Source organism: Amygdalobacter nucleatus (assembly GCF_029167365.1).
Taxonomy (GTDB): domain Bacteria; phylum Bacillota; class Clostridia; order Saccharofermentanales; family Fastidiosipilaceae; genus Amygdalobacter; species Amygdalobacter nucleatus.
On sequence record NZ_JARFNM010000001.1, the window covers coordinates 258,677 to 284,292 of the forward strand.

20 protein-coding genes, 2 tRNA genes, 3 rRNA genes and 1 riboswitch are annotated in these 25,616 nt (G+C 41.8%); of the genes, 22 read left to right on the top strand and 3 right to left on the bottom strand.

Features of this window, described 5'->3' with window-relative positions; translation table 11 throughout:
• Positions 1–62 precede the first annotated feature (62 nt).
• From PYS62_RS01195 to PYS62_RS01210, 4 genes are read left to right on the top strand one after another with little or no spacing between them, the layout of a single operon-like run.
• Positions 63–1,460, top strand: coding sequence for a glucosaminidase domain-containing protein (locus tag PYS62_RS01195; RefSeq protein ID WP_066714547.1), 1,398 nt, complete (start codon positions 63–65; stop codon positions 1,458–1,460).
• 13 nt (positions 1,461–1,473) lie between these two features.
• Positions 1,474–2,979 carry a Mur ligase family protein gene (locus tag PYS62_RS01200; RefSeq protein ID WP_066714545.1) on the top strand — a complete coding sequence of 502 codons (1,506 nt, stop codon included), beginning with the start codon at positions 1,474–1,476 and terminating at the stop codon, positions 2,977–2,979.
• Positions 2,980–2,994: 15 nt separating this feature from the next.
• Positions 2,995–3,873, top strand: a complete 879-nt coding sequence (locus PYS62_RS01205) for a type 1 glutamine amidotransferase (protein ID WP_066714543.1) — start codon at positions 2,995–2,997, stop codon at positions 3,871–3,873.
• A 1-nt stretch (position 3,874) separates the two neighbouring features.
• Entirely contained in the window at positions 3,875–4,549 is a 675-nt protein-coding gene (locus PYS62_RS01210) for an HAD family hydrolase (RefSeq protein ID WP_066714541.1), read from the top strand.
• Positions 4,550–4,909: 360 nt separating this feature from the next.
• Here PYS62_RS01210 and PYS62_RS01215 read toward each other — a convergent pair whose 3' ends face one another.
• Positions 4,910–6,118, bottom strand: a complete 1,209-nt coding sequence (locus PYS62_RS01215) for a DUF5685 family protein (protein WP_066714539.1) — start codon at positions 6,116–6,118, stop codon at positions 4,910–4,912.
• A gap of 181 nt (positions 6,119–6,299) precedes the next feature.
• On the opposite strand from PYS62_RS01215, the gene PYS62_RS01220 reads away from it, so the two are divergent.
• The 12 genes from PYS62_RS01220 (at position 6,300) to PYS62_RS01275 (ending at position 16,966) form a co-directional block, all read left to right on the top strand.
• Entirely contained in the window at positions 6,300–6,551 is a 252-nt protein-coding gene (locus PYS62_RS01220; protein ID WP_156422986.1) for a hypothetical protein, read from the top strand.
• A 284-nt stretch (positions 6,552–6,835) separates the two neighbouring features.
• On the top strand, positions 6,836–7,297 hold the full coding sequence (locus PYS62_RS01225) for a J domain-containing protein (RefSeq protein WP_066714530.1): 462 nt from the start codon (positions 6,836–6,838) through the stop codon (positions 7,295–7,297).
• A 15-nt stretch (positions 7,298–7,312) separates the two neighbouring features.
• A complete protein-coding gene (locus tag PYS62_RS01230; RefSeq protein WP_066714528.1) occupies positions 7,313–7,903 on the top strand; it encodes a hypothetical protein in 591 nt (196 codons plus the stop codon).
• 12 nt (positions 7,904–7,915) lie between these two features.
• The gene (locus tag PYS62_RS01235; protein WP_156422985.1) at positions 7,916–9,088 is read left to right on the top strand and encodes a M28 family peptidase; all 1,173 of its coding nucleotides are present in this window, start codon (positions 7,916–7,918) and stop codon (positions 9,086–9,088) included.
• Between the two features lie 20 nt (positions 9,089–9,108).
• Positions 9,109–9,897, top strand: coding sequence for an inositol monophosphatase family protein (locus PYS62_RS01240; protein WP_066714524.1), 789 nt, complete (start codon positions 9,109–9,111; stop codon positions 9,895–9,897).
• A gap of 2 nt (positions 9,898–9,899) precedes the next feature.
• Positions 9,900–10,877, top strand: a complete 978-nt coding sequence (locus PYS62_RS01245) for a bifunctional hydroxymethylpyrimidine kinase/phosphomethylpyrimidine kinase (protein WP_066714522.1) — start codon at positions 9,900–9,902, stop codon at positions 10,875–10,877.
• Positions 10,865–11,086, top strand: coding sequence for a hypothetical protein (locus PYS62_RS01250; protein WP_066714520.1), 222 nt, complete (start codon positions 10,865–10,867; stop codon positions 11,084–11,086). Before PYS62_RS01245 ends, PYS62_RS01250 begins: the two co-directional genes overlap by 13 nt.
• A gap of 193 nt (positions 11,087–11,279) precedes the next feature.
• Positions 11,280–12,119, top strand: a complete 840-nt coding sequence (locus PYS62_RS01255) for a DeoR/GlpR family DNA-binding transcription regulator (RefSeq protein ID WP_066714518.1) — start codon at positions 11,280–11,282, stop codon at positions 12,117–12,119.
• Between the two features lie 44 nt (positions 12,120–12,163).
• On the top strand, positions 12,164–12,994 hold the full coding sequence (locus PYS62_RS01260) for a purine-nucleoside phosphorylase (RefSeq protein ID WP_066714516.1): 831 nt from the start codon (positions 12,164–12,166) through the stop codon (positions 12,992–12,994).
• A gap of 197 nt (positions 12,995–13,191) precedes the next feature.
• Positions 13,192–14,475 carry an amidohydrolase gene (locus tag PYS62_RS01265; RefSeq protein WP_066714515.1) on the top strand — a complete coding sequence of 428 codons (1,284 nt, stop codon included), beginning with the start codon at positions 13,192–13,194 and terminating at the stop codon, positions 14,473–14,475.
• A 178-nt stretch (positions 14,476–14,653) separates the two neighbouring features.
• Positions 14,654–14,752, top strand: a riboswitch (THF riboswitch).
• A gap of 82 nt (positions 14,753–14,834) precedes the next feature.
• Positions 14,835–15,815, top strand: coding sequence for a folate family ECF transporter S component (locus PYS62_RS01270; protein ID WP_066714514.1), 981 nt, complete (start codon positions 14,835–14,837; stop codon positions 15,813–15,815).
• 260 nt (positions 15,816–16,075) lie between these two features.
• A complete protein-coding gene (locus tag PYS62_RS01275; RefSeq protein ID WP_066714512.1) occupies positions 16,076–16,966 on the top strand; it encodes a DNA/RNA non-specific endonuclease in 891 nt (296 codons plus the stop codon).
• Between the two features lie 109 nt (positions 16,967–17,075).
• Here PYS62_RS01275 and PYS62_RS01280 read toward each other — a convergent pair whose 3' ends face one another.
• Positions 17,076–17,861 carry a hypothetical protein gene (locus PYS62_RS01280; RefSeq protein ID WP_156422984.1) on the bottom strand — a complete coding sequence of 262 codons (786 nt, stop codon included), beginning with the start codon at positions 17,859–17,861 and terminating at the stop codon, positions 17,076–17,078.
• Between the two features lie 933 nt (positions 17,862–18,794).
• Between PYS62_RS01280 and PYS62_RS01285 the strand changes: the two genes are divergently transcribed.
• From PYS62_RS01285 to PYS62_RS01310, 6 genes are all read left to right on the top strand, one after another.
• Positions 18,795–20,331 (top strand): 16S ribosomal RNA (locus PYS62_RS01285).
• A 116-nt stretch (positions 20,332–20,447) separates the two neighbouring features.
• Positions 20,448–20,520 (top strand) — tRNA-Ala (locus tag PYS62_RS01290).
• 183 nt (positions 20,521–20,703) lie between these two features.
• Positions 20,704–23,604: ribosomal RNA gene (locus PYS62_RS01295) — 23S ribosomal RNA — on the top strand.
• A 102-nt stretch (positions 23,605–23,706) separates the two neighbouring features.
• A 5S ribosomal RNA gene (rrf, locus tag PYS62_RS01300) occupies positions 23,707–23,823 on the top strand.
• The 16S, 23S and 5S rRNA genes sit together here with 2 tRNA genes alongside, the layout of an rRNA operon.
• Before the next feature lie 49 nt (positions 23,824–23,872).
• Positions 23,873–23,944 (top strand) — tRNA-Asn (locus PYS62_RS01305).
• Between the two features lie 97 nt (positions 23,945–24,041).
• Positions 24,042–25,124 (top strand): DUF871 domain-containing protein, encoded by a 1,083-nt coding sequence (locus PYS62_RS01310; RefSeq protein WP_066714137.1) that lies wholly within the window; start codon positions 24,042–24,044, stop codon positions 25,122–25,124.
• Between the two features lie 156 nt (positions 25,125–25,280).
• Here the strand turns inward: PYS62_RS01310 and PYS62_RS01315 are convergent, their stop codons facing one another.
• Positions 25,281–25,604 (bottom strand): glycoside hydrolase family 2 TIM barrel-domain containing protein, encoded by a 324-nt coding sequence (locus PYS62_RS01315; RefSeq protein WP_315574116.1) that lies wholly within the window; start codon positions 25,602–25,604, stop codon positions 25,281–25,283.
• Between the last annotated feature and the right edge of the window lie 12 nt (positions 25,605–25,616).

The following is a 25,616-nucleotide window of genomic DNA, read 5'->3' on the forward strand; positions in this document are numbered from 1 at the left end:
TTGTAGTAAATCTTTAGTGCTTTTGGCAATTGATTAATCTAGCTTAATGATTGCGAGATATTATGAGTAACGAACCAGCAAAAGAAGATAAAAATTCCAACAAGGTCAATTCAAGCCCAACTTTACCCCAAGGAACTGATGCAGTTAAAGTACGAAACAAGGACGATTTTCAGCCACTTGTTGATATTAAAGAGCCAAGTCTAATTAATTTGCTTAAATTTAGCCAGATCGATGAAAAAAGACGGCAGTCTGAGTGGCAAGCTAATTATGGCCAAACAAATGCAGCTGCTAATTTAACTGAACCAAAAGCGTTAGGACGTAGAATAGAGCATTTGCCTGAAAATTCGCCTAAAGCTTCTACCTTTCCATTCAGCGCAATCTCTAAGGCAGCACAAACTAACATGAAGACTTCCTTTAATAAGTTTGAGGACAAGCTTGCACATGATTTTTCGAAAGCTCCGCAGGCAATTTCGAAAAATCCAGCCAATTCGAAGCTCCAAACTGGCCCTGGAACAAAAGTTAGACGTAGACAGAGTAAAAAAGCCCGCATAGCCTATAGCTTTTTAGCTTTTAGCGTTGTGCTTTTACTCGCTGTTATCGGGGTAGTTATTTGGCAACAAAAACATAAGCCAGTAGAGATGAATTTCCAGTTGCGCTTAAAAAAGTACGAAAAATCAATTATTGCTTCAGCTAGAGAAACTGGTGTCTGGCCGTCAGTTACAGCCGCTCAGCTTTATATAGAAGCTGGCGATGGCCCTAACAAATTGGCCGATTTAGACAACAATGGCTTTGGCTTGAAGTGGCATGACAACATGGCGCGCCGACATCGTAATTTAGCTTGGCCTGTAACTTACGAAACCAAAGAATACATCGATGGTGAATATGTGACAATCGATGATCTGTTCGGCAAATTTGCTAACTTTGAAATAGGCTTATTTGAACATGATCGCATTTGGTGGAACGGTTATCACGAAGAAGCAAGGCAAGTTTTGATGAACCTTGAAACAGGCACACGGGACGAATTTATTTCTGCTATCTTACATTACGCAACCGATCCGAGCTATCGAGCTGCAATTACCAAGGTAATTCAAGAGCAAAAGCTAGATTACTTGGATGAATTAGCTTTCCCTAACGGTAAACGTCTGCAAGCAGGCTTTCTAGATTTACAGACACGAGCTGAAAAAGAGGCAATACAGGAAGCTGTCGATAAGCTGAAAGAGGAAAAGGCGAAAGAACTTGAGCAGGCGAAGAAAGAGCAGCCTAAGAACGATAAACCGAAAGCGCCAGAAACAGAAGCAAACAAAGAACTGACAGAAGCAGATTTGACTTCTGAACAGAAACAAGCAGCGTTAGACAGCGTGAAAGAAAAAATGTTCCGCTCACTTGGTAGCTACCCTGATGATGGCTATAATGTACGTGATTTGAAAAACGAAAATTTACAGACAGCGTTGAAACGCTAGCAAAGAGAAAAGTATGCAGACCAAATTAATTAGAAGAGATATTAGTTTCGGGCAACAATTAATGTGCCATTTTGCAGCCTATTTGGCGATGCTTAGTCGCTGGCTTTTAAGAAATATTTTGCATCGAGGCGCAACAGCTTTCCCAGGCCAAATTGCCAAACGGCTTGTACCTAATTTTTTAGGCTATTTAGCTGAAAACAGGCAACTTATCTTTGTGACAGGTACGAATGGCAAAACAACTACAGTGCGTTTGCTGGTGAAAATTCTGGAAAATGCGGGCTTAAAAGTTGTAACTAATATTTCAGGCGCCAATTTGGAAGATGGCATTATCGCAGCCTTTCTTGAACATTATCAAGAACTATTAAAAGAACCTTGGCAGCCAGAGCAGTCGAAATTAGTTTTTGTGATGGAAATTGACGAAGCTTTTTTCAGCCGCTTAGGTAAGTTGATGCCATGGCAGATGGCAGTCGTGACGAATTTGTTCAGAGATCAACTTGACCGCTATGGCGAATTGGCTAACACCCGTAAATTGATTAGTAATGGCCTTAATAAACAGACAGATGCAATTTTTGTAACCTGTGCTGATGATGCCATGAGCATGAGTCTACAATCTTGCCACAATGGCGAGTTTTATTGCTTTGGCATGGATGAGTCAAACATGCAGCCAGGCAGCCCGAGCATCTTTGGCGATGGCACTTTCTGCTTCTTTTGTGGAAGTAGACTTAATTATTCAGCTTACAGCTATGCCCACCTAGGCTTTTATGAGTGCCCTAATTGTCACTATCGCCATGTAGATACGTCTTTGACTTTCTCTAAATCAGCTGATTCTAAAACTGAGAATACGTATGATTTCAAGTACGGCGAGCAAACAGTTAGCGCCAATTTGGCGATAGAGGGTGAACACAATGCTTACAATGCAGCTTGCGCACTCTTAGCAGCCAAAGTCTATTTGAAAAGACGGCAACGTAAGGGCTTAATTGTCCAAACTAAAGGTGCGAGCTTGCCTGCTTTAGCCCAAACTCTTAGTACAACCAAGGCTGCATTTGGCCGCATGGAACGCATCAAGATTGACAATGACAGAAGCATTTGCATGATTTTAGTCAAAAATCCAGCTGGCTTTACACTAGCTTGGAATTATGTAGCAGCGCAGGCTGATTTAGGCAGCTTGTGCTTAGCTTTGAACGCTCATGTCAACGATGGCAAAGATGTGTCTTGGATTTGGGATATTGACTTAGAATCTAAAGGCATGCAGGCAGCTGATTTTAGCGCTAAGCTTGGCGAAGATTACCAGATCTTTATCGGTGGTGAGCGTGGCAATGACATGGCAACAAGACTTTATTACGCTAATTTCCCATTAGATAAGCTCAAAGTTATGCCTGATTTTGCTAACTTATTGGAAGCGGCCTTAGCTAAATTGCCTAAGGGTAAGTGCCTGTATTGTTTGCCTAACTACACAACGATGTTAGCAATTAGAGACTATCTTGTGAAAAAATACAATTTGACAGATTTTTGGCGTTAATAAAAGGTGGTAACGATGAACTTTGATCTCAAAGCAGCTAAATTGAACTTAGCCTGGTTATATCCAGAATATCTTAATCTCTACGGCGACCAAGGCAATGTCATGGCTTTACGCAGACGTGCTGAATGGCGCGGCATAACATTTAACGTATCACCTATCAGTATAGGCGATGAATTTATAGAGACATACTACGATCTTGTCTTTATTGGTGGCGGCCAGGATCAAGAGCAAGCATCGATGCACTTCGATTTGATTGAGAAAAAAGCCGAACCTTTGCGCAAGTTTATTGAGCAAGGTGGCGTTCTTCTAGCTATTTGCGGTGGATATCAGCTTTTAGGCCAATATTACAAAACGAACGAGGGCAAACTGACAAAGGGAATTGGAGTTTTACCAGTTTATACGCAAGCTCAGAAAAAACGTTTGATCGGAAATATTGAGTTTGTGGCCGAAAAATTGCCTCTGGCTGAGAAAGATCGTCATATGTTTGGCTTTGAAAATCATAGTGGCCTGACTTATTTCTTGGACGAATCAGAAAATAGAGAGTCTGCAAATAATGAACCTGAGGGGACAGCAAGCTATGAGGCTAATGAAGTCGATGCTAAAGCCAAGGCTGACCAGGCAGCTTTAAGTTGCCAAGCACTTTATGCGTTTGGCAAAGTGGTGAAAGGTAACGGCAATAACGGCGAAGATGGCTATGAGGGCTGTCACTACAAAAACACCTTCGGCACTTATGCGCATGGCAGCTTCTTGCCCAAAAATCCAGCCTTTGCCGATTATTTGTTGGCCTTAGCTTTGCAAAGAAAATACAATTTAGCCAGCGACTATAGATTACCAGCTTTATCTGAACCACTTTTAGGTAATTTACGTCAAGATTTAGCAGCATGTGAGGTGTGAGATGACACGCTATAAATTAATTTCTTTTGATTTGGACGGCACGATTGTGAATACCTTGCCGAGTTTGGCTCGGGCAGGCAATATGTGGTTAGCTGAATTCGGCATAGGACCAGTTGATGAGGCTGATTACAAAGTTTTGGTCGGGAAAGGCGCCAAACAGCATGTCATTGATCTTTTAGCCTTTGTGCATTATGGTTCGTATACAGATGAATGGTTAGAGCAAGCTTGGCAGCGCTATGTGGCTATCCTAAAAGCCGAAGGCTCCTTTGCGGTACAGCCATATACAGGCTTAGTTGAACTCTTTCAAAAGTTAAAGCAGGCTAATTTGCCATATTTGGTATATACCAACAAAAAAGAGCTAGTGGCTAAGTCAGTTCTAGCTAATGCTTATGCAGGTACAGGCGTGGATTTCCCATTCGTGATTGGCGACAAACCAGGGCATAAACTAAAACCAGATCCAACAGCCTTGAATGCGTTTTTGGCGGAGCATAACTTCAAAGCTCAAACAGTTTTGCATGTCGGTGATACAAATGTTGATATGAATTTGGCCAAAAATGCCCAAGTTACAGCTTGCGGAGTTCTATGGGGTTTCCGTAAACGGGCTGAGCTAGAAGCAGCAAAAGCCAATTTCATTGTTGAAACAGCCAAAGAATTAGAGCAAGTTATTTTTAGCTAATTTTGCCTAAAAAATTTGTAGCTTACGGCGAACAATACATGGCTTAGAGTAATTCGGCCATATAGAAGTGGTAGGTGGATGATATTGTCTTTCAGCATGATATCTTTGGTGTAGAGGATATAAGAGTTGCCAATTACATCTGAAAAATGTTTGCGGAATTTATCCAAAGAGGCATGCGGACGATAATTGCCGGATTTGCACGAAAAAGCAAGTTCAAAAAGACTAAATCTGCACGAAAAAGCAAGCTAATTTAAGACGTACCATTATATGTTGACGTTATAGTTGCTTTCTGAATTTGCCAAAAAGGCCGAAACTACATCCTTAGGTGCTGCTTTTATAAACTAGTTTTTGCTGCTTCATTTATTCTGCCTCTTTCAGCAGATTGAAAATATAGGCTTGGAGCAATTTATTGTGCTCAAGACTGTGATCTAAACCTAATTGTATAACTTTAGCTACCAATCTGGCAGACCTTTGGTACGGCAAAAGAGCCATGCTGGCATCAAGCGTAGCTTGCAAATTTTTTAGGCTGCTTGAGCTAGCTAAGATTAAATTGCTTATTTTATTGGCACTAGCTGTTAATTTATGTGCTTCTTTCCAGCTAAAATGCTTAGCTTGCCATTTCTTTTGCCTAAAAAGCGGTAACTTTTGCATTTGCTGCTTTAAAACTGGCCTAAGCTCGGAATAATCCTTAGATGCGAGCAAAATGTTGAAATGCCCACTATTTATATCACTAGCTAGATCACTTAGCGCATCCACAAGATAGAGCCATGCGCCTAGATAGGCACCAATGACACCCAAACAGGCAGAAAGTGGTTGCCTATTTGATTGCAAAATAGAATTAGGTGTTGCACCTGGCCTTTGAATAATATCGACACTTAATGGCAGATAACTAAAAATTTGGGCCAAAACTTCAGCAAATTGCAAGCTCAAATGTACAGCTTGAGGGGCGTAAGCTTTGAGTGGCTCTAAGCAATTTATAAGTTGCTTTAGACAAGTTTGCTTGACGAAACAACTTGGATTTGTATCAACAAGTTCTAATTGGCTATTTGGCATGCTTGTGCTATTTAGCATAGACGTGCTATCTGCACCTTTTAGCTTACTCTCCATAGCATTAAATGCCTGCATGTTAGCCTCGATGATAGAAGCTAATTTCGGATAATTTTGCTTAGCTTGCCAGAAAGCTTGCTTAAACAAAACTTGACTCAACAATCTTCTCGGTAAATGCTCTTTGTCTAATTTGTCGTCTAATAATTTTTGCTCTGCTAACAAAAGGCTGACATTAGCTGCATAATCTAAATAAGACCGATTGCCAAAGACAGGTGTGACTTTACCGAGTTTTTGCCAGCAATGTTTAGCTTTAGCTTGCATATCTATTTGCGTATCTTCATACAGGCTAAGTGAATCTGCCAATAAGGCCATGAATGTCAGGTCGTAAGACAAAAGGAAACGCGGAATTTGCCCGAAATTCATTTCTAAGCTATGGCAGAGGCTGCAATAGATGCTTCTGTAAGTGTTGAAATCTTCCTCGTCATTTGGCTTTGCCTTGAGCAAACGAATATAGCCGTACATGTCTAACTTCCTTGTTTCATTTCAGTCAATTATAAAGTAAAGTGCCTGACAGGGAAAGATAAGTACAGAATATAGGCGCATATTGCCCAAATTAGGACAATTCTCATGTATCATAAAGAAAAGAGTTTTTGAGGGTACTTTAGCTTTCAAAACGGCTAAAAGCTAAGTTATGGGGAAAGTTATGCGGAAGTTTAAGCATAAGAAGCTGTTTTATATCTGTCTTTTCAGTTTGCTGATTGTAAGTTTGCTAGGCTTTGTTTGCAAAAATAAGCTTATTAAAAAATTTGCTGTAGCTGATGAAAAACAAGCTGAAACTTATACTTGTACAACTGGCATAATAGGTATGCCAGAGCAAGGCCGTTTTCTAAGCAATGATATTTCTATTGTAGTGCCATATAAAAGCCTAGAAGTACCACTTAATGATCCTATCTAAGCAATTAGCAACTCCAATTTCTAATGCAGAATTATGCTGCTTATGGAAGAACGCGATTAGAAAAGATTTTCCCACTGTGACATTAAATACTAAAGAAGCAGGAAACTATAACATTAAAGTAACTTGCAAGCTCCAAATAATGCCATTTGTATGGAAGATTGGCAACCTGGAAATAAAAGTTGGTCATGATATGCGTATACTTAGGGCTGCTTACGCTACTGAACGTTTAAGCTGACGGCTGGCTGTGTTATAATCTAGCTAATTAACGAAAGGCAGGCAGCAATATGCAAAATGGCAAGAATCCATATCAAGTTTTAGGCGTGACGCCGAATGCTAGTAAGGCTGAGATTCAGGCAGCTTATCGTGAACTTGCAGGTAAATATCAGCCAAGCAATTTTGCGGGCAATCCTTTAGCTGATTTAGCAGCAGACAAGCTGAATGAGATTAATGAGGCCTATGATGAACTCATAGGTGCTAATAATTACAGTCAGACGAACCGTAGCAACACATACCAAACAGGTGGTCAGCAAACATATGGCCAAACACCAACTGGTCAATACGGCCAACAATATCAAGCAGCCGACCCTTGTTCTGGTCAACAGCCTTATCAACAACGTGATTATGGTTATACCACCAATAATTACTACAACGGTTATCAGAGAAGCTGCTGTGGCGATTTATCGCTGCTTTGTTGCCTAGACTCCTGTTGCGAGTGCATGGGCGGCGATCTGTGTACTTGTTGCTGAGATGAGGGTGTAGTTGTGCCAACTAAACATAATTTAGCAAGTTTCGTTTTTACAAGTTTGATGGCTGCTCTGACAGCCATTCTCTTTTTATTCGCCAAAATGAGCCCACTCAAAGATGGTGTCATTTATTTTGCCCTTATGGGCATGGAAAGCTTACTTATTTTAGAATTTGGCTTCAAATTAGCTGCTGAATATTATATCGTTAGTTCAATCCTGGCTTGGCTTATTTTGCAAATTCCCTTTTGTTTAGGCTATATCATAATCGTGGGAACCTGGCCACTAGTTAAATTCTTTTTACAGCTTAAATTAGCCAAACTAGATACACATATTCCTTTATTGCTGGCTAAAAGTATCTGTTTCTTAATATACACATTTATTACTTTAGGCGGATTATTGTATTTTAGTCAGCTCGCTTTAGCTCAATTAATGGTCAAAATGACAAATTTGCAGTTTATGGCCAATAGCTCATCCTTAACTCTGTTGCTAATTATTGTAATTCTGGTATGCTTAACAGCTCATATAGTTGATCATATCTTGGACAGCTTTATTTATTATTATTTGCAGCATTGGCAGAAACAATTGCACAAAGCCCTTAAACTAGGGTAGAATAGGCTACATATGCAGACGAATAAGAAGAATAACAAAAGAATACAGCTACATCAGGTGGGAATTTTTAGTCGCCTTTTATGTTGGCTGATGGTATCTGTTTTGACGCTTACAGCTTGTCGTTCTAAACGAACCCAAGATTTAGGCTGGGCCAAGTCAGATTATGGCGCTGAGATAGCCAAACGCTTGACAGACCTAGGTGCTAGACCAGCTGGCTCAAGTGCTTGTAAGCAGGCGGCAGATATTATTAATGAAGAATTTCAAAAATTAGGCTATCAGCCAGAACTGCAAGCAGTTTCGGGGCTAGGTGATAACGTAATTGTGAAAATCCCAGGTTACGGCTTGCGCTACAATCGTAAAGATTACTCCAAGGCACGTAAATTAGCTTTAGGCAAACACCTTGGCCAGCGTGAAGGAGCTGCAATTGTGATGGCGCGCTATACGACAGTTAGCGGTGAGAATGTAACAGAAGCTAACGGCTTGAGCGATAATGCTGCTTCTATCGGCGCGCTTTTAACTTTAGCTAAACAATTAAAAACCCAGAAGATAGGCTATGACGTTGTGCTGGTTGCGCTATGCAGCAACCAGACAGAAGGCGCACAGACGCTATTGAATAGCCTGAGCGCAGCTGAAAAGGAACATTTATCAGTTGTATACGAATTGCGTAATATCTTTGGTGGCAGCCGTTTGTATGCTCACAGTGGCTGGAACTCCTTAAACAAAGAAGAGAAATATCAGCGTCGCTTGCCAGTTTATCAAATCGTTGACTTGGCTTTGGAAGCAGGTTTAGGTTCGAAACATAGTCCATTTGAGTCGATTTACACCAATCAGGCAGGCTTTATGGTTGCCTCACCTTTGAACAAGGCCGAGAACGTTGTATATCGTGAGTTTACTCTGAATACGTCGGATTATCGTGTTTTTGATGAAGCAGGTATAGACACAGTCTATATTGAAAGCTGGAATTATTTTGGTAAAAATCTTGAAGAAATCAAGCAGACAGATAGTCGCCTTTATTCTGAAAGTAATGGCTTAATTGCGGGTACTAATTTTGATAATTACACTAAATTGCTGGAAAATTCTAGCGCTGAACAATTAAGTAAAAGAATTAATTCAAGTGCCTTTATTGTCCTAAAGGCCTTATATAAGGGCGCACTTGATTCTCAACCTAATACCTTAAATTACTAATACGCAAAGTTGGAGAATATATGGAAGAATTTAATTTGAACGCCATCCTACCACAGGTGAAGGACTGTGCCATAGCAGCTGGCCGCTATTTCAAACAGGCAGCCATTGAAAGAATTGACAGCAAGAGTTCCAATTCAGATTTGGTTACTAATGTCGATAAGCAGACACAGCAATTGATCAAATTGCAACTTGAGAAAATTGCTATACCAGCTGAATTTATCGCTGAGGAGCAAAATAATCCCGAACTACCCATGGGCTATGCTTGGATCGTAGATCCAATTGATGGAACGAGTAATTATATTTTCCATCGCCATTTATCCTTTGTTTCAATTGCTTTGGCCTACCAGCAACAAACAGTTTTAGCTTGTTGCTACAACCCTTATCGAGATGATTTATTTACAGCTATTAAGGGGCAGGGGGCCTACTTGAATGGCAAGCAACTCCATATGGAAACAAGACCTTTGGAACAATCATTGTTGGCTATCGGTACAGCTCCATATGACAAAACGATAGCTGAGCGCAACTTTGAGTGCTTGTGTGGGTTGTTCAAAGCAAGCTTAGATTTGCGTCGCTCAGGCTCCTGCGTTGCTGATTTGTGCTACCTAGCAGCCAATGAACATAATGCTTTTTATGAAGCATGTGTTAGTTTGTGGGATTATGCTGCAGCTAGTCTGATTGTTAAAGAGGCAGGCGGCGAAGTACATACGAACCATGACTATTTGAAATTAGGTAAGACATATATTATGGCAGGCAATAGTGCTAACTTTGTGAACTTAAAAGCTATTTGCTGTCGCTATTTAGGAGATTAATAGTGATCGATCTCGCAATTTATCAGGCCCTGACAAGTGTAGGTGCATGTTCGCTTCAAGTTAGTTTGCCAACTACACAGATGTTAGGCCTTAGAGTAGCGCCAATTGCTAGTGTAGTTATGACTAGTTCAAGCGCCTATCCAGGCTTGAAACGGCAACTTTGTGCCAATAATTTAGCTGATACAGTTGAACAGTACAAAGCTTTAGGGATCAAACCAAGAGCCTTATTGTTAGGCTATGTACCAAGTTGCGAATTATACAGCGAAATATACAAATTCAAAGACAGTTTCCCAGATTGCTTCTTAGCATTAGATCCAGTTTTGGGCGACAATGCTAGGTTATACAGCAATTTGGGCAATGAGGTCGTTCAAGCTATCTCCAAGTTGAGCAAGCTAGTTGACTTTATAAGCCCGAATTTAACCGAAGCACTGTTATTAGCTCAAGCGCCATTAAGTGAATATGCCAAATTGCAGCACTTAACAGCACCTTTAGCTGATGAAAAAGCAGCAGCTTTGTTAAAGGCTATGAATCTACCTAAAACAACTGTTGTTGCTCTAAAAGGCTTCTCTCTAACTTCAGATACGCTTTTAGATGGAAAAGGTCGAAATTACTTCTATTGCCACGGCAAATTACTCAAGCAGGATTTTAACTGGCAATCAATGCCGCTAGCTAAGACAAGCTGTCGGCAAATTTCAGGTACAGGTGATTTCTTTGCTAGTATTTTAATTGGCACATGGCTTAAAGTGGCTGATTGGGCGCAAGCTTTGCAAGCAGCGACAGAATTAACTGAGTTAGCAGTGCGAGTTACTTTTTCGAATTTAGAAGCTATGACTAATTCCATTAAGATTGCAACAAAAGAAGATGCCGACAGAGAATTAGAGCTTACTTTGAAATCTGGCCTAGCTTTACACAAGGTATTACCATTGGTAGGGCAATACTTTAGCGAGCATTTTGCCAAGGAGAAGATATGTACAGTTTGATTGGTAAAGAAGTCCACCATATCAATTTGGGCTATGGGCGGATTCGTAGCATTAAAGGCGCTTACATCGAAGTGATGTTTGAGGGCAAAGCTAAATACTTTCAATATCCCGCTGCTTTCTTAAATTTATTGACTATGACAGATTCTAATGGCGCTGATTATATCAGGCAGGTGCTGCGTGATTATCAGCTAGCCCAAGCGAAAAAATAAAATTAGGCTTAAATTAGTGAGCTTTTTAGCTCGCTTCCTTTTTAACGAAAAATAAGCAAATGAAGCTGATATGTTTAGCTTTATCCCGCAACATGCACAAAAAGATTTGACTAATCATAGCTAAATATGTTGAAATTATATATGCCTCTGTTATACTTTATAGAAGCGATTGGATAAAAGTAAGGAATATACAATGCAGAAATCGGAAGATAGCATCACTTGTAATGAGATATTTAAGTTTCACGCACTTGAGCGTAGTGACTATATAATGGCAATTTTGAAACGCGAAAAAGTCGTTTTAGTCAATGACTTAAGTCGTCAGTTGAACGTTAGCGAGGAGACTATCCGCAATGATTTGAAGAAGCTTGAGAAAGAACACAAGCTGCGTCGAGTACATGGTGGGGCTTACTTGAATGATGGCTACGGTAACGAAACACCTTTTTCAGTTAGAAGTAAGATCATGTGCGCCGAGAAAGCCTTGATTGCTCAACGTTGCCTACCGTTAATTCGGAATCGAGATACAATTTTTTTGGATTCAAGCAGCACCGCTTACAATTTAGCCAAAGCCATTTTTGACTGCGGTAAACGCCTAACTGTTATAACGAATTCTCTAGAAATAGCGCGCGTCTTGGCGACAAACAACGAGATACGTCTTGTGCTATTAGGTGGTGAATTTCAGCAAGACTCGCTATCCTTTCAAGGCGACTTGTTACAGGAGCAATTATCTGAATATTATATTTCTACAGCTTTTATCAGTGCAACGGGTGTAGATTTAGCTGCGGGAATTACAGATTCAATGCAGGGTGAGGCACGTGTACGTAAGACTGTAGTTTTAAGAGCGGCGCAATATGTTTTATTGGCTGATGAGACAAAATTTCAGCAACATGGGCCGTACGTCATTTCTAGCTTTGCTGATGTTGATTGCTTAGTTTCCGATGCTATGGTTGCTAAAGTGGCGCCTGATATTTATGAGTATATGATTGGGGCGGGCAAAACGATTATTGACGCTGGCAATTATAACCAATATGCTTAAATAGTTCTTTATAAATATAAGTTCGGTTGAGAGGAGATTTCAAGATGAATAAAATATATGAACGGGTAAGAGCTTGTTATGAAAGTATCGCAAACAAGCTGCCTTTTAGGCCCAAAGTGGCCTTGATTCTTGGCTCAGGCCTAGGTTCACTTGCTGATGAAGTAGAGGTCAAAGCAACTATTCCCTACAATACGATTGCTAATTTCCCAGTTTCAACTGTTCCAGGCCACAAAGGCCGCTTCGTTTTTGCCTATATCGGTGAAGTACCAGTTGTTATCATGCAAGGTCGTGTGCATTACTACGAGGGCTATTCGATGGAAGAAGTAGTTCTGCCAACTCGCTTGATGCACGAGATGGGGGCCGAGACATTGTTTGTCACCAATGCAGCTGGCGGCGCTAATCCCAACTTCAAAGCTGGTGATTTAATGCTCATCACCGACCAAATTATGAATTTCGTACCATCGCCCTTAATCGGCCCCAACGCCGCTGAATTAGGCGAACGCTTCCCAGACATGTCTGAGATTTATACCAAGAAATTGCAGCAACTTCTATTAGATGTTGCTAAGAAGTTAGAGATTAAATTGCAGACAGGCGTTTACGTACAAACCACAGGTCCTAATTTTGAAAGCCCAGCGGAAGTTAGAATGCTTCAGCGTTTAGGTGGCGATGCAATTGGCATGAGTACAGCTTGCGAAGCTGTTACAGCCTGCCATATGGGCATGCAAGTTTGTGGCATATCTTGTATTTCTAATCTGGCAGCTGGTTTATCGGCAAGCAAGTTAAGCGACGATGACGTCAAAAAGACGGCTAATTTAGTGGGCCGTATTTTTAAGCGCTTAGTAACCGAAGCTATCAAAGAGATGGCGCATAACTAAATTTTCAGATAGCTAAAATTTGGCTTGTGTATGGGTGTAGCGGCTTTACATACTACTTTTGGAACTGGTGAACCTAAGACTATTTGCGTATGCCGTCATGTACGTTACAGGCTTTGAGTTACGCTTTTGCTTTTAATTTTCTTTTGGCGGTATAATCAGGCAAGTGCTTTAGCGCAAATTGAGAGTGAGGAAAACACATGGTAATTCGTTTCTACAATGCAAGAATTTTATCTTTAGTTGATGATGAACAACTGATCGAGGGTGAATTATGGACAGAGGATAAGCGAATAACTTACGTTGGTCCTAAGGTAGAAGAGTCAAGTCGACCCGCCTTTACACGCGAAATTGACTTATGTGGCAACTTGATTTTGCCTGGATTTAAGAATGCACATACCCATTCAGCAATGACATTTTTGCGCTCCTTAGCAGACGACATGCCATTATTAGACTGGCTAGAAAAACAGATATTTCCTAGAGAGGCACAGCTTAAGCCAAGTGACATTTATTGGTGTACCCAATTAGCCATATTAGAGTATCTAAGCTCTGGCATTACAGCTGCCTTTGATATGTATTTCTTCCCGGAACAATATGCCAACGCCTGCATCGACATGGGCTTCCGCTCGGTTATGGTATCTGGCCTGAACAAGTTTGGCCCGACTTTAGAAGAACAAAAAGCCAACTACTTACGCTTTAACGACTATCATCCGCTCATCAATTATCACTTGGGCTTTCATGCTGAGTATACTTGCCCTTTGGAACTTTTAGAGGGCATCGCCAAATTAGCAGAAGAATTAGAAGCGCCAGTTTATACACATAACTCCGAGACTTTCTCAGAAGTAGAAGGCTGCAAAGAACGCTACAACGGCTTGACGCCTACACAACTGTTTGACCAGCTTGGTATCTACAACTATGGCGGTGGTGGTTACCACTGTGTATACCTTGATGATAAGGATATGGACATTTTCCAAAAACGGCATTTAACTGTTGTAAGTAACCCCGCCTCTAACAGCAAATTGGCTAGCGGCATACCTTCAATTTCAGAACTACAAAAACGCAATATCAATATCGCAATTGGTACTGATGGCCCAGCTAGCAACAATAGCTTGGATATGTTCAAAGAAATGTATCTCTTGAATGTCTTAGCCAAACTCAAAGAAAAAGATGCTTCCGCAATCAAAGCAGAAAGTGTTGTGCGCATGGCTTGCTCAAATGGTGCCAAAGCTATGTGCCTAAATGAGGCTGATAGCTTGCAACCAGGCAAACTGGCAGACTTGTGCGTGCTTGATTTGCAGCAACCAAATATGCAACCCTTGAACAACATCGTCAAAAATATTGTTTATGCTGGTAATAAGTCTAACGTGAAATTGACAATGATAGATGGCAAAATTGTCTATGAAAATGGCAATTATCCGTTAATGCCTGACGTTGAACGCATTTACTACGAAGCAAATGCCGTTATTAAACGGATGCTTGCAGAATAAACAGACGCTTTTAGAACAAACAGACACGAATCTATAGCAAAATCACTAGCCCTGGGCCTTACGCCTGGGGCTTTGCTTATGATTGCTAAATTAGTATTTATTAAATTTATTTGGCCAAATGATAACATTGCTAATTTAGTTATTGCGCGCAGCAAGAGCGTGTGCTAGTGTATTAAAAAACAGTGTAGATTGTTTGCGTAAAGTGGTTAGGCAAAGAACGTTTGACTAACACGAAGAGAGACTTAGATCTTTCGCGGTGAATAATTGCGTTCCTGTTCAAATCTGTAAGCCAATTTAAGCTCCTTTGCTTTTATGTTTACTTGCTCTATTTGAACAGATAAACAGAAGGAGTTGATATAATGTCTGATTTGGCGCGTCCTAGACATGCTAAGCTGGCTAAGATGCTTTGGCTAGTATGTAGTAATGTTATCTTGATTTATAGTTTGGCTGCCCCTAATAGTAGGCAGCTTTATGCCAGCGTAGCTCTAACAGCTTTGGCAATCGTCATGTTAAGTATCCGCTTAGATGCAAGGACGGCAGCTTTGATGACCGCAATTAGCACGAGCTTGGGCTTAGCGTATTTGAACTGGCAACCGATTTTGCCGCATGTGAATAAGAAAGCTTATCCAGCTTTTATCAAAGCATTTAGTGCTTATCAAATGAACCTCACCAGATACAGTTGTTTACTTATAGCTGGAGCTGCCTTATTGGCTTATTTACTAGCTTATAGTTGTCATAAGGTTAAACATACACCTAAACTTGCAGAAGTACAGCCCCAAGCTAATAAATTACGATTTAGCACCTTTGACTTGACCAGTATCGCCGTATTTGTTGCCTTTGGCGTTGTAATTAATACCGTCAGAGCGGGCTATTTCAGCTTTGGCGGCCTTCCTATTATTTTGGCTGGCTTTAGCTTAGGCCCAGTGCATGGCTTTATCGCTGGCATGCTGACAGATTTAGTAGGCTTTATCATAAGACCAGGTGGACAATTTAGCCCGATTTATGTAATAACATCAGCCTTAACTGGCTTTATACCAGCTTTCATAGTTCAATACATCTGGCAATTGAAAAATAAAACAAAGCATCAAACGGTTGACTTTAAAGACTGTAACTATTGGCAGATGTTTTTAGCTATTGCGATTGGTCAATTTATAACCAGCGTGCTAATTGTTTCTATATCGAGGTCGCTTTTATATGGTCAAGGTACATTTATTTATTTCTTCTTGCGCACTCTATCACGCCAAGTGTTCAATGTACCGCTCTATGCTTACCTCAGCTTAGGTATATTACGCAATGTCAATTTAGCTAATTTAAGGCAGCGCAAGCGCCACCATACTTGAAACTTCTAACGCTCCTAAAAAGAGCGTTTTTTATTGCTTATGGGTGGTGGAAAAATAATTTAATGGCAAGGCATATGTTTGCAACGAACTTCAAAGTCACTTGCAAGTTTTAACTACTCATATTTAGAAACATAGTGAAGTATGGCGTGAAAAAATGCGAATTTTTGAATTTTTGAATTTTTTTAGAGCTTGCAATTTGCTTTCGATATGGCAAAGTAGAGATAAAGAGAGCGAAATGACTTGAATGTGAGAGGTATGAAATGCGCAAACGGCAGATTAAAGGAATTTTCAGTGGTGCTATCTTAGCCTTAGGCTTATTAGGCTCATTATTCTTTTCGAAAGAGCAGCCAGCTAATAAGCCTAACGTTACATTGCCAAGCGCCCGTGACTTTCGTTATGTACAGAGCCGTGTAGAAGCGTCGGAAGCCAAAACCACGGAAGTTAAAGTAACAGCTAATCCGCTCAAGCCAAATGATAATTCGTATGAATTAGAAGATGAGGCGTTTTACATACCCCGCTACACGGGCAAATTATCCGTGCTAATTAACGATAATGAACCGATTTTTGCTAATTTGGTTGACAATTTTCAAGCCTACTATGTCTTTTCAGATTTGGATGAATTAGGCCGTGTAGGCTCAGCTGAGGCGTTGCTAGGACCAGAAACGCTACCTAGGGATAAGCGTAAGTCAATCAGACAAGTTATACCAAGTGGTTGGCATCAAGGCTTCTATAGCTTTATTGAACAGCAAGCGCTATATACAAGAGCTCATCTCATAGCGCATCAATTGTGCGGCGAGAATGCCACCAAGGAGAATCTGATGACAGGGACTGCCATGTTCAATGTTGATGGCATGTTACCTTATGAGAATAAGGTGAAACACTATATTAAACAAACGAATAATCACGTCCAATATCGCGTTACGCCGGTATTTGGTTACTTTGATTACAACGAAAACAACTTAGTTGCAGATGGTGTCCAGATGGAGGCACTTTCAGTTGAAGATGGCGGAGCTGGCGTAAAGTTCAATGTCTTTGTCTATAATGTCCAAACGGGCGTAGATATTAATTATCTAACTGGTGAGAACAAAATTAATGCACAAGGCAAAAAGATGGGCTTCGAAATCAAACGAAAAAGCAAGAATAAGAAATAGTTTTTGCATGCTAAGTTTAAGCAAAATACTAGCACGGCTTATACTTGATTGAGCTTTTGATAATGGCGTTGACTTGATTTGCTTGAGCCTAATAGAATCGGGCTGTGTTTTAATTCTGAGGCATTTCTGCCTTAGTAATTTTTACCCAGTGCTGAAAGCTTGGACCGTCTTCTTTGAAGTAAATCGAATTAGAATAAATATCTTTAAATTCCAGAAAAACAGTTCCCCTTGCATTTAGCTTAGGGATAACGATGGGATAAGTAGATGGCAATTCTGAGGTGTAGTTATATTTCTTGCCATCCGTTTGACACAAAAACCATTGGGTCGCTGCCATGGCATAATCCACTGGAATAATAGCTAAATTGGAATTAGGAACTTCTACAATCTCATCTTTAGAGAGGCTTTTTAGAGCCTGCTCTAGCTTCGCCTGGGGCGTCAGCTTCATGTTTGATCCATAGGTAGGATAAACATAGCTCTTAGCTTTTTCTGGCGTTAAATTGCCTTCTAGATTGAAATACTTGAATTCAAGCATTTGTATGTCGTTATGATCGAAAGGAATGGTAGCGCTCGCCCATTCGTCTTTATTGTTAACCTTAAGTGCCAAATCGACGCTAGCTTGATTCCAGCTGACATTATAGTTCTGCTCAGCCATAGGCGAAAAACAATCGTCTAGGTAGATGTCAGAATTTATTATATTTATGAAGAAAAAATTTTTACGCTCATATATTTTGATTGAAGTTGTAAATAGAGCAGATTCTGAAACTACTAGAGAATACTTTCCCTCAGGGGAGACAAATTCGTAATAACTTGGCTCAACTAGCCAGACTAAAGAATTAAAAAACATAAAAACAATGACGATGACTGTAGATATGACTAGCAAAACTTTAGAAAACAAATGTTTTACTCTTAACCAGGCCCATTTGAGCAGTTTACAAAACCAAATAAGTGCTAGCACTGATAGAATATAGAATGATTTGAATAAGCTAAGTTGCAAACCTGAGATATTGAGTAAAAACGTTTCGTTGCTGTTCCTTTGTATGAAAAAGAACAAGGAAAAGGAAACAGCCCATGCAAGACTGAAGAATATAAACAGATACTTAAAGAAACGTTTCAGCGACTTTTTAATGTTAGTTGGATTCATTATGCACCTCTCTTGCATTACATAACTCTCTACCAGTTATTCGCATTAGATTGATTATAGGCTGAATTTACGTGGAAGTGTTTAGCTAAATCCAAATCAAGTGCATGAACCTGAGTACTCAGATAGTTTGCTGTTAATAAAGGTTACAACGGCGGAAATATAATTTCACCATTGAGAATCAAAGAATATAGATTAAGACTAGGAGAATATTATGGATTGCGACCGGAACGTTTGTAGAACTGTACCATAGAGACATATTAAGTAATTCAGCTAAGAGGCATTTAGATGATCCGAACCACTAAATATCACATCTGAATGAGATCGAAGGGGATGGGGGATTAAGAGCAGATCAAGCTAAAATCACAATTAGGTAAAGCCTGAAAGATAATATTTTGCGATTTATTGGATTACAAGTGAAAAGTGAAAAAACGTTGTTAAATTAGGTAAAAGAAATGCAACGGTGATTCAGGCCAAAACACCCGTAAGGAAAGTAACAATACCAGAAAGTGAATGAAAAACGGGTATAAAAGTTGACCTAAAAGGAGATTGGGGTGTATTATAGCAAAGCACCTCAGGCGAGGGGCCTGAACCTTGAAAATTGAACAGTGACGCAAGTGAATGGATTTCCGTCGAATGACGGATAAAAATGAGATAAGTAAATAAGAGCCAAAAGGCTCTCAATGAGTATTTGTTGAGAGTTTGATCCTGGCTCAGGATGAACGCTGGCGGCGTGCTTAACACATGCAAGTCGAACGGAGTTGATTTAAGGAAGCAAGCTTGCTTGAAGAATTGAATTAACTTAGTGGCGGACGGGCGAGTAACACGTGAGCAACCTACCTCTTACAGGGGAATAACAACGGGAAACCGTTGCTAATACCGCATGATATGTGCTGAAGGCATCTTTGGCACATCAAAAGAGCAATCTGGTGGGAGATGGGCTCGCGTCTGATTAGCTAGTTGGTAAGGTAACGGCCTACCAAGGCGACGATCAGTAGCCGGACTGAGAGGTCGAACGGCCGCATTGGGACTGAGACACGGCCCAGACTCCTACGGGAGGCAGCAGTGGGGAATATTGGGCAATGGGCGAAAGCCTGACCCAGCAACGCCGCGTGAATGATGAAGGCCTTCGGGTTGTAAAATTCTTTGGACAGGGACGAAGAAAGTGACGGTACCTGTAGAACAAGCCACGGCTAACTACGTGCCAGCAGCCGCGGTAATACGTAGGTGGCGAGCGTTATCCGGATTTACTGGGCGTAAAGGGCGTGTAGGCGGCTAGATAAGTGTGATGTTTAAATCCAAGGCTTAACCTTGGGGTTCATTACAAACTGTTTAGCTTGAGTGCTGGAGAGGATAGTGGAATTCCTAGTGTAGCGGTAAAATGCGTAGATATTAGGAGGAACACCGGTGGCGAAGGCGGCTATCTGGACAGTAACTGACGCTGAGGCGCGAAAGCGTGGGGAGCAAACAGGATTAGATACCCTGGTAGTCCACGCCGTAAACGATGAATACTAGCTGTAGGAGGTATCGACCCCTTCTGTGGCGTAGTTAACACAATAAGTATTCCGCCTGGGGAGTACGGCCGCAAGGTTAAAACTCAAAGGAATTGACGGGGACCCGCACAAGCAGTGGATTATGTGGTTTAATTCGAAGCAACGCGAAGAACCTTACCAGGACTTGACATCCTCTGACGACTTTAGAGATAAAGTTTTCCCTTCGGGGACAGAGAGACAGGTGGTGCATGGTTGTCGTCAGCTCGTGTCGTGAGATGTTGGGTTAAGTCCCGCAACGAGCGCAACCCCTATTGATTGTTGCCAGCAGTAAGATGGGCACTCAATTGAGACTGCCGTTGATAAAACGGAGGAAGGTGGGGATGACGTCAAATCATCATGCCCCTTATGTTCTGGGCTACACACGTAATACAATGGCTGCGACAGAGGGAAGCAAGTAGGCGACTACAAGCCAATCCCCAAACGCAGTCTCAGTTCGGATTGCAGGCTGCAACTCGCCTGCATGAAGTCGGAATTGCTAGTAATGGCAGGTCAGCATACTGCCGTGAATACGTTCCCGGGTCTTGTACACACCGCCCGTCACACCATGAGAGTTTACAACACCCAAAGTCAGTAGTCTAACAGCAATGGGGGCGCTGCCTAAGGTGGGGTAAATAATTGGGGTGAAGTCGTAACAAGGTAGCCGTATCGGAAGGTGCGGCTGGATCACCTCCTTTCTAAGGAGAACATGTTAGTTCAACACGGAACTAACAGAGTTTGGTCGATCTGATTAAATCAGACGTTACATTCATGGAAGCACTGTTCAATCTTCAGGGTTTAGAACCTTGATAATGGGGGCATAGCTCAGCTGGGAGAGCACCTGCCTTGCAAGCAGGGGGTCAGGAGTTCGATCCTCCTTGTCTCCATTGTACTTTTATAGTACACTTGAGCATCGTTGGCAACGACGAGAAGCACCTTGACAACTACATAGAGAGAATAAAGTAAACAAATTGAAGACAAACGAGAAAAAGGTCTTGCATAAAGAGTATAACTGGACTGCAAGTTTTAAGGATGTCATCTATTAAGATTTACGACGAAGAACCAAGAAAGGTCAAGTTACAAAGAGCGCAGGGTGAATGCCTTGCCACCATGAGACGAAGAAGGACGTGACAAGCTGCGAAAAGCTACGGGTAGGAGCACATATCCATTGATCCGTAGATATCCGAATGGGGAAACCCGGTTTAGTTAAGAGCTAGATCAGCATAACATGAATACATAGTGTTATGCGGTGAGACGAGGTGAACTGAAACATCTAAGTAGCCTCAGGAAGAGAAATCAAACGAGATTCCGTAAGTAGTGGCGAGCGAAAGCGGAAGAGGCCAAACTGAGTAACTACGGTTATTCAGGGTAAGGACTACAAAAACGAATGCATAAGCTAGTCGAATGAGCAGAAGGAAAGCTGAGTCCAAAGAGCGTAATAGTCGCGTAGGCGAAAGCGAGTGCAACGAAGTAGGATCCGGAGTACTGTGAGACACGAGAAATCTTGCAGGAAGGAAGGGGGACCACCCTCTAAGCCTAAATACTACATGGTGAGCGATAGAGAAGAAGTACTGTGAAGGAAAGGTGAAAAGAACCCCGGGAGGGGAGTGAAAAAGAACCTGAAACCCTGTGTTTACAAGCAGTTAGAGAGCGTTAAGGCTCGATAGCGTACTTTTTGTAGAACGGTCCAACGAGTTATGGCAGTGAGCGAGGTTAAGGACTAAAGGTCTGGAGCCGAAGGGAAACCGAGTGTGAAAAGCGCGGAAAGTTTGCTGTTATAGACCCGAAACCGGGTGACCTACCCATGAGCAGGTTGAAGGAGAGGTAAAACTCTCTGGAGGACCGAACACGTATCTGTTGAAAAAGGTTGTGATGACTTGTGGGTAGCGGAGAAATTCCAATCGAACCCGGAGATAGCTGGTTCTCCCCGAAATAACTTTAGGGCTAGCCCAATCAAAGAAGTCTCACGGAGGTAGAGCACTGAATGGTCTAGGGGCCTTACCAGGCTACCGAAACCTATCAAACTCCGAATGCCGCAGAGATATAGATTGGAGTCAGTCAGTGACAGATAAGTGCCATTGACAAGAGGGAAACAACCCAGATCGTCAGCTAAGGTCCCTAAATTACAGCTAAGTGGAAAAGGATGTGAGTTTGCATAGACAGCTAGGATGTTGGCTTAGAAGCAGCCACTCATTAAAAGAGTGCGTAATAGCTCACTAGTCGAGTGAATTTGCGCCGAAGATAAACGGGGCTAAGCTGTATACCGAAGCTACGGAATCGAGAGATTGGTAGGGGAGCGTACTGTAAGCAGGAGAAGCATGAACGGAAGTACATGTGGATGTATCAGTAGTGAGAATGTTGGAATAAGTAACGAGAGCATAGTGAGAATCTATGCCGTCGAAAATCTAAGGTTTCCTGGGGAAGGTTCGTCCGCCCAGGGTTAGTCGGGACCTAAGACGAGGCCGAGAGGCGTAGCCGATGGAGAACAGGTCAAAATTCCTGTACCGCCGTTATATGTATAAGAGAGGCAGGGACACAGGAGGATAATTTAGCTCACTGCAAAAAGAGTGAGTTCAAGCAGAGAAGCTGGGATGTAGTAAAGAACGCATCCAAAGGCAAGCTGTGATGAGGAGGGAAATAAAGTACCGAAGTAAATGATTCCACACTGGCGAGAAAAGCTGCTATTTAGTATAAAGGCGCCCGTACCGTAAACCGACACAGGTAGATGAGGAGAGAATCCTAAGACGAGCGGGAGAAGCGTTGTTAAGGAACTCGGCAAATTAACCCCGTAAGTTCGCGAGAAGGGGAGCCTAAGCAATTAGGTCGCAGAGAAATGGCTCGAGCAACTGTTTAGCAAAAACACAGGTCTCCGCTAAATCGAAAGATGAAGTATGGGGGCTGACGCCTGCCCGGTGCTGGAAGGTCAAGGGGAAATGTTAGAGCAATCGAAGCATAGAACTTAAGCCCCAGTAAACGGCGGCCGTAACTATAACGGTCCTAAGGTAGCGAAATTCCTTGTCAGGTAAGTTCTGACCCGCACGAATGGCGTAATGACTTGAGCACTGTCTCAACAACGTACCCGGTGAAATTGTAGTACTTGTGAAGATGCAAGTTACCCGCAACTAGACGGAAAGACCCCATGGAGCTTCACTGTAGATTGTTACTGGGATTCGATATTATCTGTACAGCATAGGTGGGAAGCTGAGAACTTGAGTCGTCAGATTCAAGGGAGCTAACGGTGGGATACCACTCTGATGATATTGAATTTCTAACCAGTTGCCATAATCTGGCAATGGGACAATGGCAGTCGGGCAGTTTGACTGGGGCGGTCGCCTCCAAAAAAGTAACGGAGGCGTTCAAAGGTTTCCTCAGCACGGTTGGAAATCGTGCAACGAGTGCAAAGGCATAAGGGAGCCTGACTGCGAGACGTACATGTCGAGCAGATACGAAAGTAGGACTTAGTGATCCGGCGGTAGAAAGTGGAATTGCCGTCGCTCAACGGACAAAAGTTACCCTGGGGATAACAGGCTGATTCCTCCCAAGAGTTCACATCGACGGGGGAGTTTGGCACCTCGATGTCGGCTCATCACATCCTGGAGGGGAAGTCCCTTCCAAGGGTTCGGCTGTTCGCCGATTAAAGTGGTACGCGAGCTGGGTTCAGAACGTCGTGAGACAGTTCGGTCCCTATCTGTTGTGGGCGTTGGAAATTTGAGAAGAGCTGTCCCTAGTACGAGAGGACCGGGATGGACAAACCTCTGGTGTACCAGTTGTCATGTTCATGGCACAGCTGGGTAGCTAAGTTTGGACGGGATAAACGCTGAAAGCATCTAAGCGTGAAGCCTCCTTCAAGATGAGATTTCCTAAACCTTCAAGGTTATAAGATCCCTGAAAGACAAACAGGTTGATAGGTCTGGAGTGGAAGACAGTAATGTACGTAGCGGACAGATACTAATGATCGAAGACTTGACCACAATTTCAAAAGAGAGTAGTCTTAAAGATGACGAAGAACTTGAGGAAGTTATAGAGTTTACTAAGAGCTCTGTGTAGTTTTGAGGGTGTTTCACCCTTACCATTCCGGTGAAGATAACGAGGAGGCCACACCTGTTCCCATTCCGAACACAGAAGTTAAGCTCCTTTGTGCCGAAGATACTTGGCTGGAGACGGCCCGGGAAAATAGGTTTTCGCCGGATTTTTTCTAACAATTATATTTTGTGATATAATAAGCGCGTAAGTGCTTATGCCTGGTTAGCTCAATGGTAGAGCATTCGGCTGTTAACCGAAGGGTTGAGGGTTCGAGCCCCCCACCAGGCGCTTTAAGGGGTCAGTAATGACTCCTTTTTTCTTGCTTTAATTTTCTTGCTTTGTCATAATATATGTATTGATTGACTTCATGTCCATAGGAGGTTTTATGCGTCGTTTAGGTGTTTCTATTTATCCAGAGAAGAGTTCGGTTGCTGAAATCCTTGATTATTTAGAGGCGGCAAGTAAGATTGGTGCAAAAAGGATTTTTTCCTGTCTGTTGTCTGTGCCGAAGGATCCTAAGCAAATTAAGGCAGATTTTCTTGATATTCACAGAGCTGCCCATAAGTTAGGTTATGAGATTGTTTTGGATGTTAATCCGCAGGTATTCAAGGATTTAGGTATTAGTTATAAGGACTTGAGTTTCTTCCATGAAATTGAGGCTGATGGTATTCGTTTGGACCAGGGCTTTGGTGGAGCTGTTGAGTCTGCAATGACGTACAATCAATATGGGTTGCAGATTGAACTTAATTTAAGTAATGCTACGCATATGCTTGATACTGTTATGGACTTCATGCCTGATTGTTATCACTTATTGGCTTGCCATAATTTTTATCCGCACAAGTATTCAGGCTTGACGCTTGATTTCTTGGAGCGTTGCTCCTTGAAGGCAAAGGCTTATGGTTTACGGACGGCTGCTTTTATTAGTTGTGCTAATGGTTTTGGCCCTTGGCCGACAACTGAAGGTTTGCCAACGTTGGAGATGCACCGTAATTGGCCAATTGATGTGCAACTTAAGCATTTTGTAGCTTTGAATTACATTGATGATATTATCATCAGTAACTGTTTCCCAACCAAGGACGAGTTAGCAGCTTTGGCTAATGTTAATTTGCAGATTGTGAATTTTAAGGTGTCAGCTGCTTGTGAGTTACCTGAGATTGCGAAAAACATCGTCTTTAAGGAAAAGCATATGAAGCGTGGTGATATCCCTGAACATATGATTCGCTCTTCTGTTGGGCGTATTAAGTATGGTGAGGCTGAGATTCCGCTGTTTAATGCGCCTGAAACTTTAAAGCGTGGCGATGTCGTTTTGGAAAGTAGTTTGTATCAGACATATAGAGGTGAAGTACAGATTGTGCTTAAGGATATGCCGAATAGTGGCTGTAGTAACGTGGTTGGTCATATTTCTGATGAGGAGATGCAGATTGTTGATGGTTTGAAACCATGGCAGAGATTCAGCTTTAATCTCTAATCCTTGTGATATTAATTTCTAATTATAAGGCTTATGCTTGGCATAAGCCTTTTTGTATGCGTAAATGGCGCAGTTATTAGCTGAGCCATTGAAGATATACTCAATGCTTTATATAGCATTAACATAGTCTAATATAGGCTATATAAGTTAAACAAGTTATATTAAAAGCAAATTTGTCAGATTAAAATTTTTATAGTTGAAATTCGGGATGCTTTGCCATCGCTCGGTTAGATAACGCACGACAGCTTTGAGCTCTCTAGCTCTAGTGAAAACGCCTTTTTTGTTGCCCTGGATGCGAAAGAGGCCAAACTTGGTTTGGAAATCTGCGAAGTTCCAGAGCTGTTCACCGACAAAGTGTTTGAATTCATCAAAGATTTCTGAGTTTGCTTGATAGTATGCGAGCTGGTACTCTTCCGAGAAAGGCTCGGCGTAGGCTGAATGGAAGCCAGCGACAGTGTCAGCACCATATTCTGTGAACATGATCGTTTGTTA

Bases quoted from the DNA above. Each gene is read 5' to 3' on its own strand.
- PYS62_RS01195 (WP_066714547.1), top strand. From the start codon at position 63: ATGAGTAACGAACCAGCAAAAGAAGATAAAAATTCCAACAAGGTCAAT.
- PYS62_RS01200 (WP_066714545.1), top strand. From the start codon at position 1,474: ATGCAGACCAAATTAATTAGAAGAGATATTAGTTTCGGGCAACAATTA.
- PYS62_RS01205 (WP_066714543.1), top strand. From the start codon at position 2,995: ATGAACTTTGATCTCAAAGCAGCTAAATTGAACTTAGCCTGGTTATAT.
- PYS62_RS01210 (WP_066714541.1), top strand. From the start codon at position 3,875: ATGACACGCTATAAATTAATTTCTTTTGATTTGGACGGCACGATTGTG.
- PYS62_RS01215 (WP_066714539.1), bottom strand. From the start codon at position 6,118: ATGTACGGCTATATTCGTTTGCTCAAGGCAAAGCCAAATGACGAGGAA.
- PYS62_RS01220 (WP_156422986.1), top strand. From the start codon at position 6,300: ATGCGGAAGTTTAAGCATAAGAAGCTGTTTTATATCTGTCTTTTCAGT.
- PYS62_RS01225 (WP_066714530.1), top strand. From the start codon at position 6,836: ATGCAAAATGGCAAGAATCCATATCAAGTTTTAGGCGTGACGCCGAAT.
- PYS62_RS01235 (WP_156422985.1), top strand. From the start codon at position 7,916: ATGCAGACGAATAAGAAGAATAACAAAAGAATACAGCTACATCAGGTG.
- PYS62_RS01240 (WP_066714524.1), top strand. From the start codon at position 9,109: ATGGAAGAATTTAATTTGAACGCCATCCTACCACAGGTGAAGGACTGT.
- PYS62_RS01250 (WP_066714520.1), top strand. From the start codon at position 10,865: ATGTACAGTTTGATTGGTAAAGAAGTCCACCATATCAATTTGGGCTAT.
- PYS62_RS01255 (WP_066714518.1), top strand. From the start codon at position 11,280: ATGCAGAAATCGGAAGATAGCATCACTTGTAATGAGATATTTAAGTTT.
- PYS62_RS01260 (WP_066714516.1), top strand. From the start codon at position 12,164: ATGAATAAAATATATGAACGGGTAAGAGCTTGTTATGAAAGTATCGCA.
- PYS62_RS01265 (WP_066714515.1), top strand. From the start codon at position 13,192: ATGGTAATTCGTTTCTACAATGCAAGAATTTTATCTTTAGTTGATGAT.
- PYS62_RS01270 (WP_066714514.1), top strand. From the start codon at position 14,835: ATGTCTGATTTGGCGCGTCCTAGACATGCTAAGCTGGCTAAGATGCTT.
- PYS62_RS01275 (WP_066714512.1), top strand. From the start codon at position 16,076: ATGCGCAAACGGCAGATTAAAGGAATTTTCAGTGGTGCTATCTTAGCC.
- PYS62_RS01310 (WP_066714137.1), top strand. From the start codon at position 24,042: ATGCGTCGTTTAGGTGTTTCTATTTATCCAGAGAAGAGTTCGGTTGCT.
- PYS62_RS01315 (WP_315574116.1), bottom strand. From the start codon at position 25,604: ATGTTCACAGAATATGGTGCTGACACTGTCGCTGGCTTCCATTCAGCC.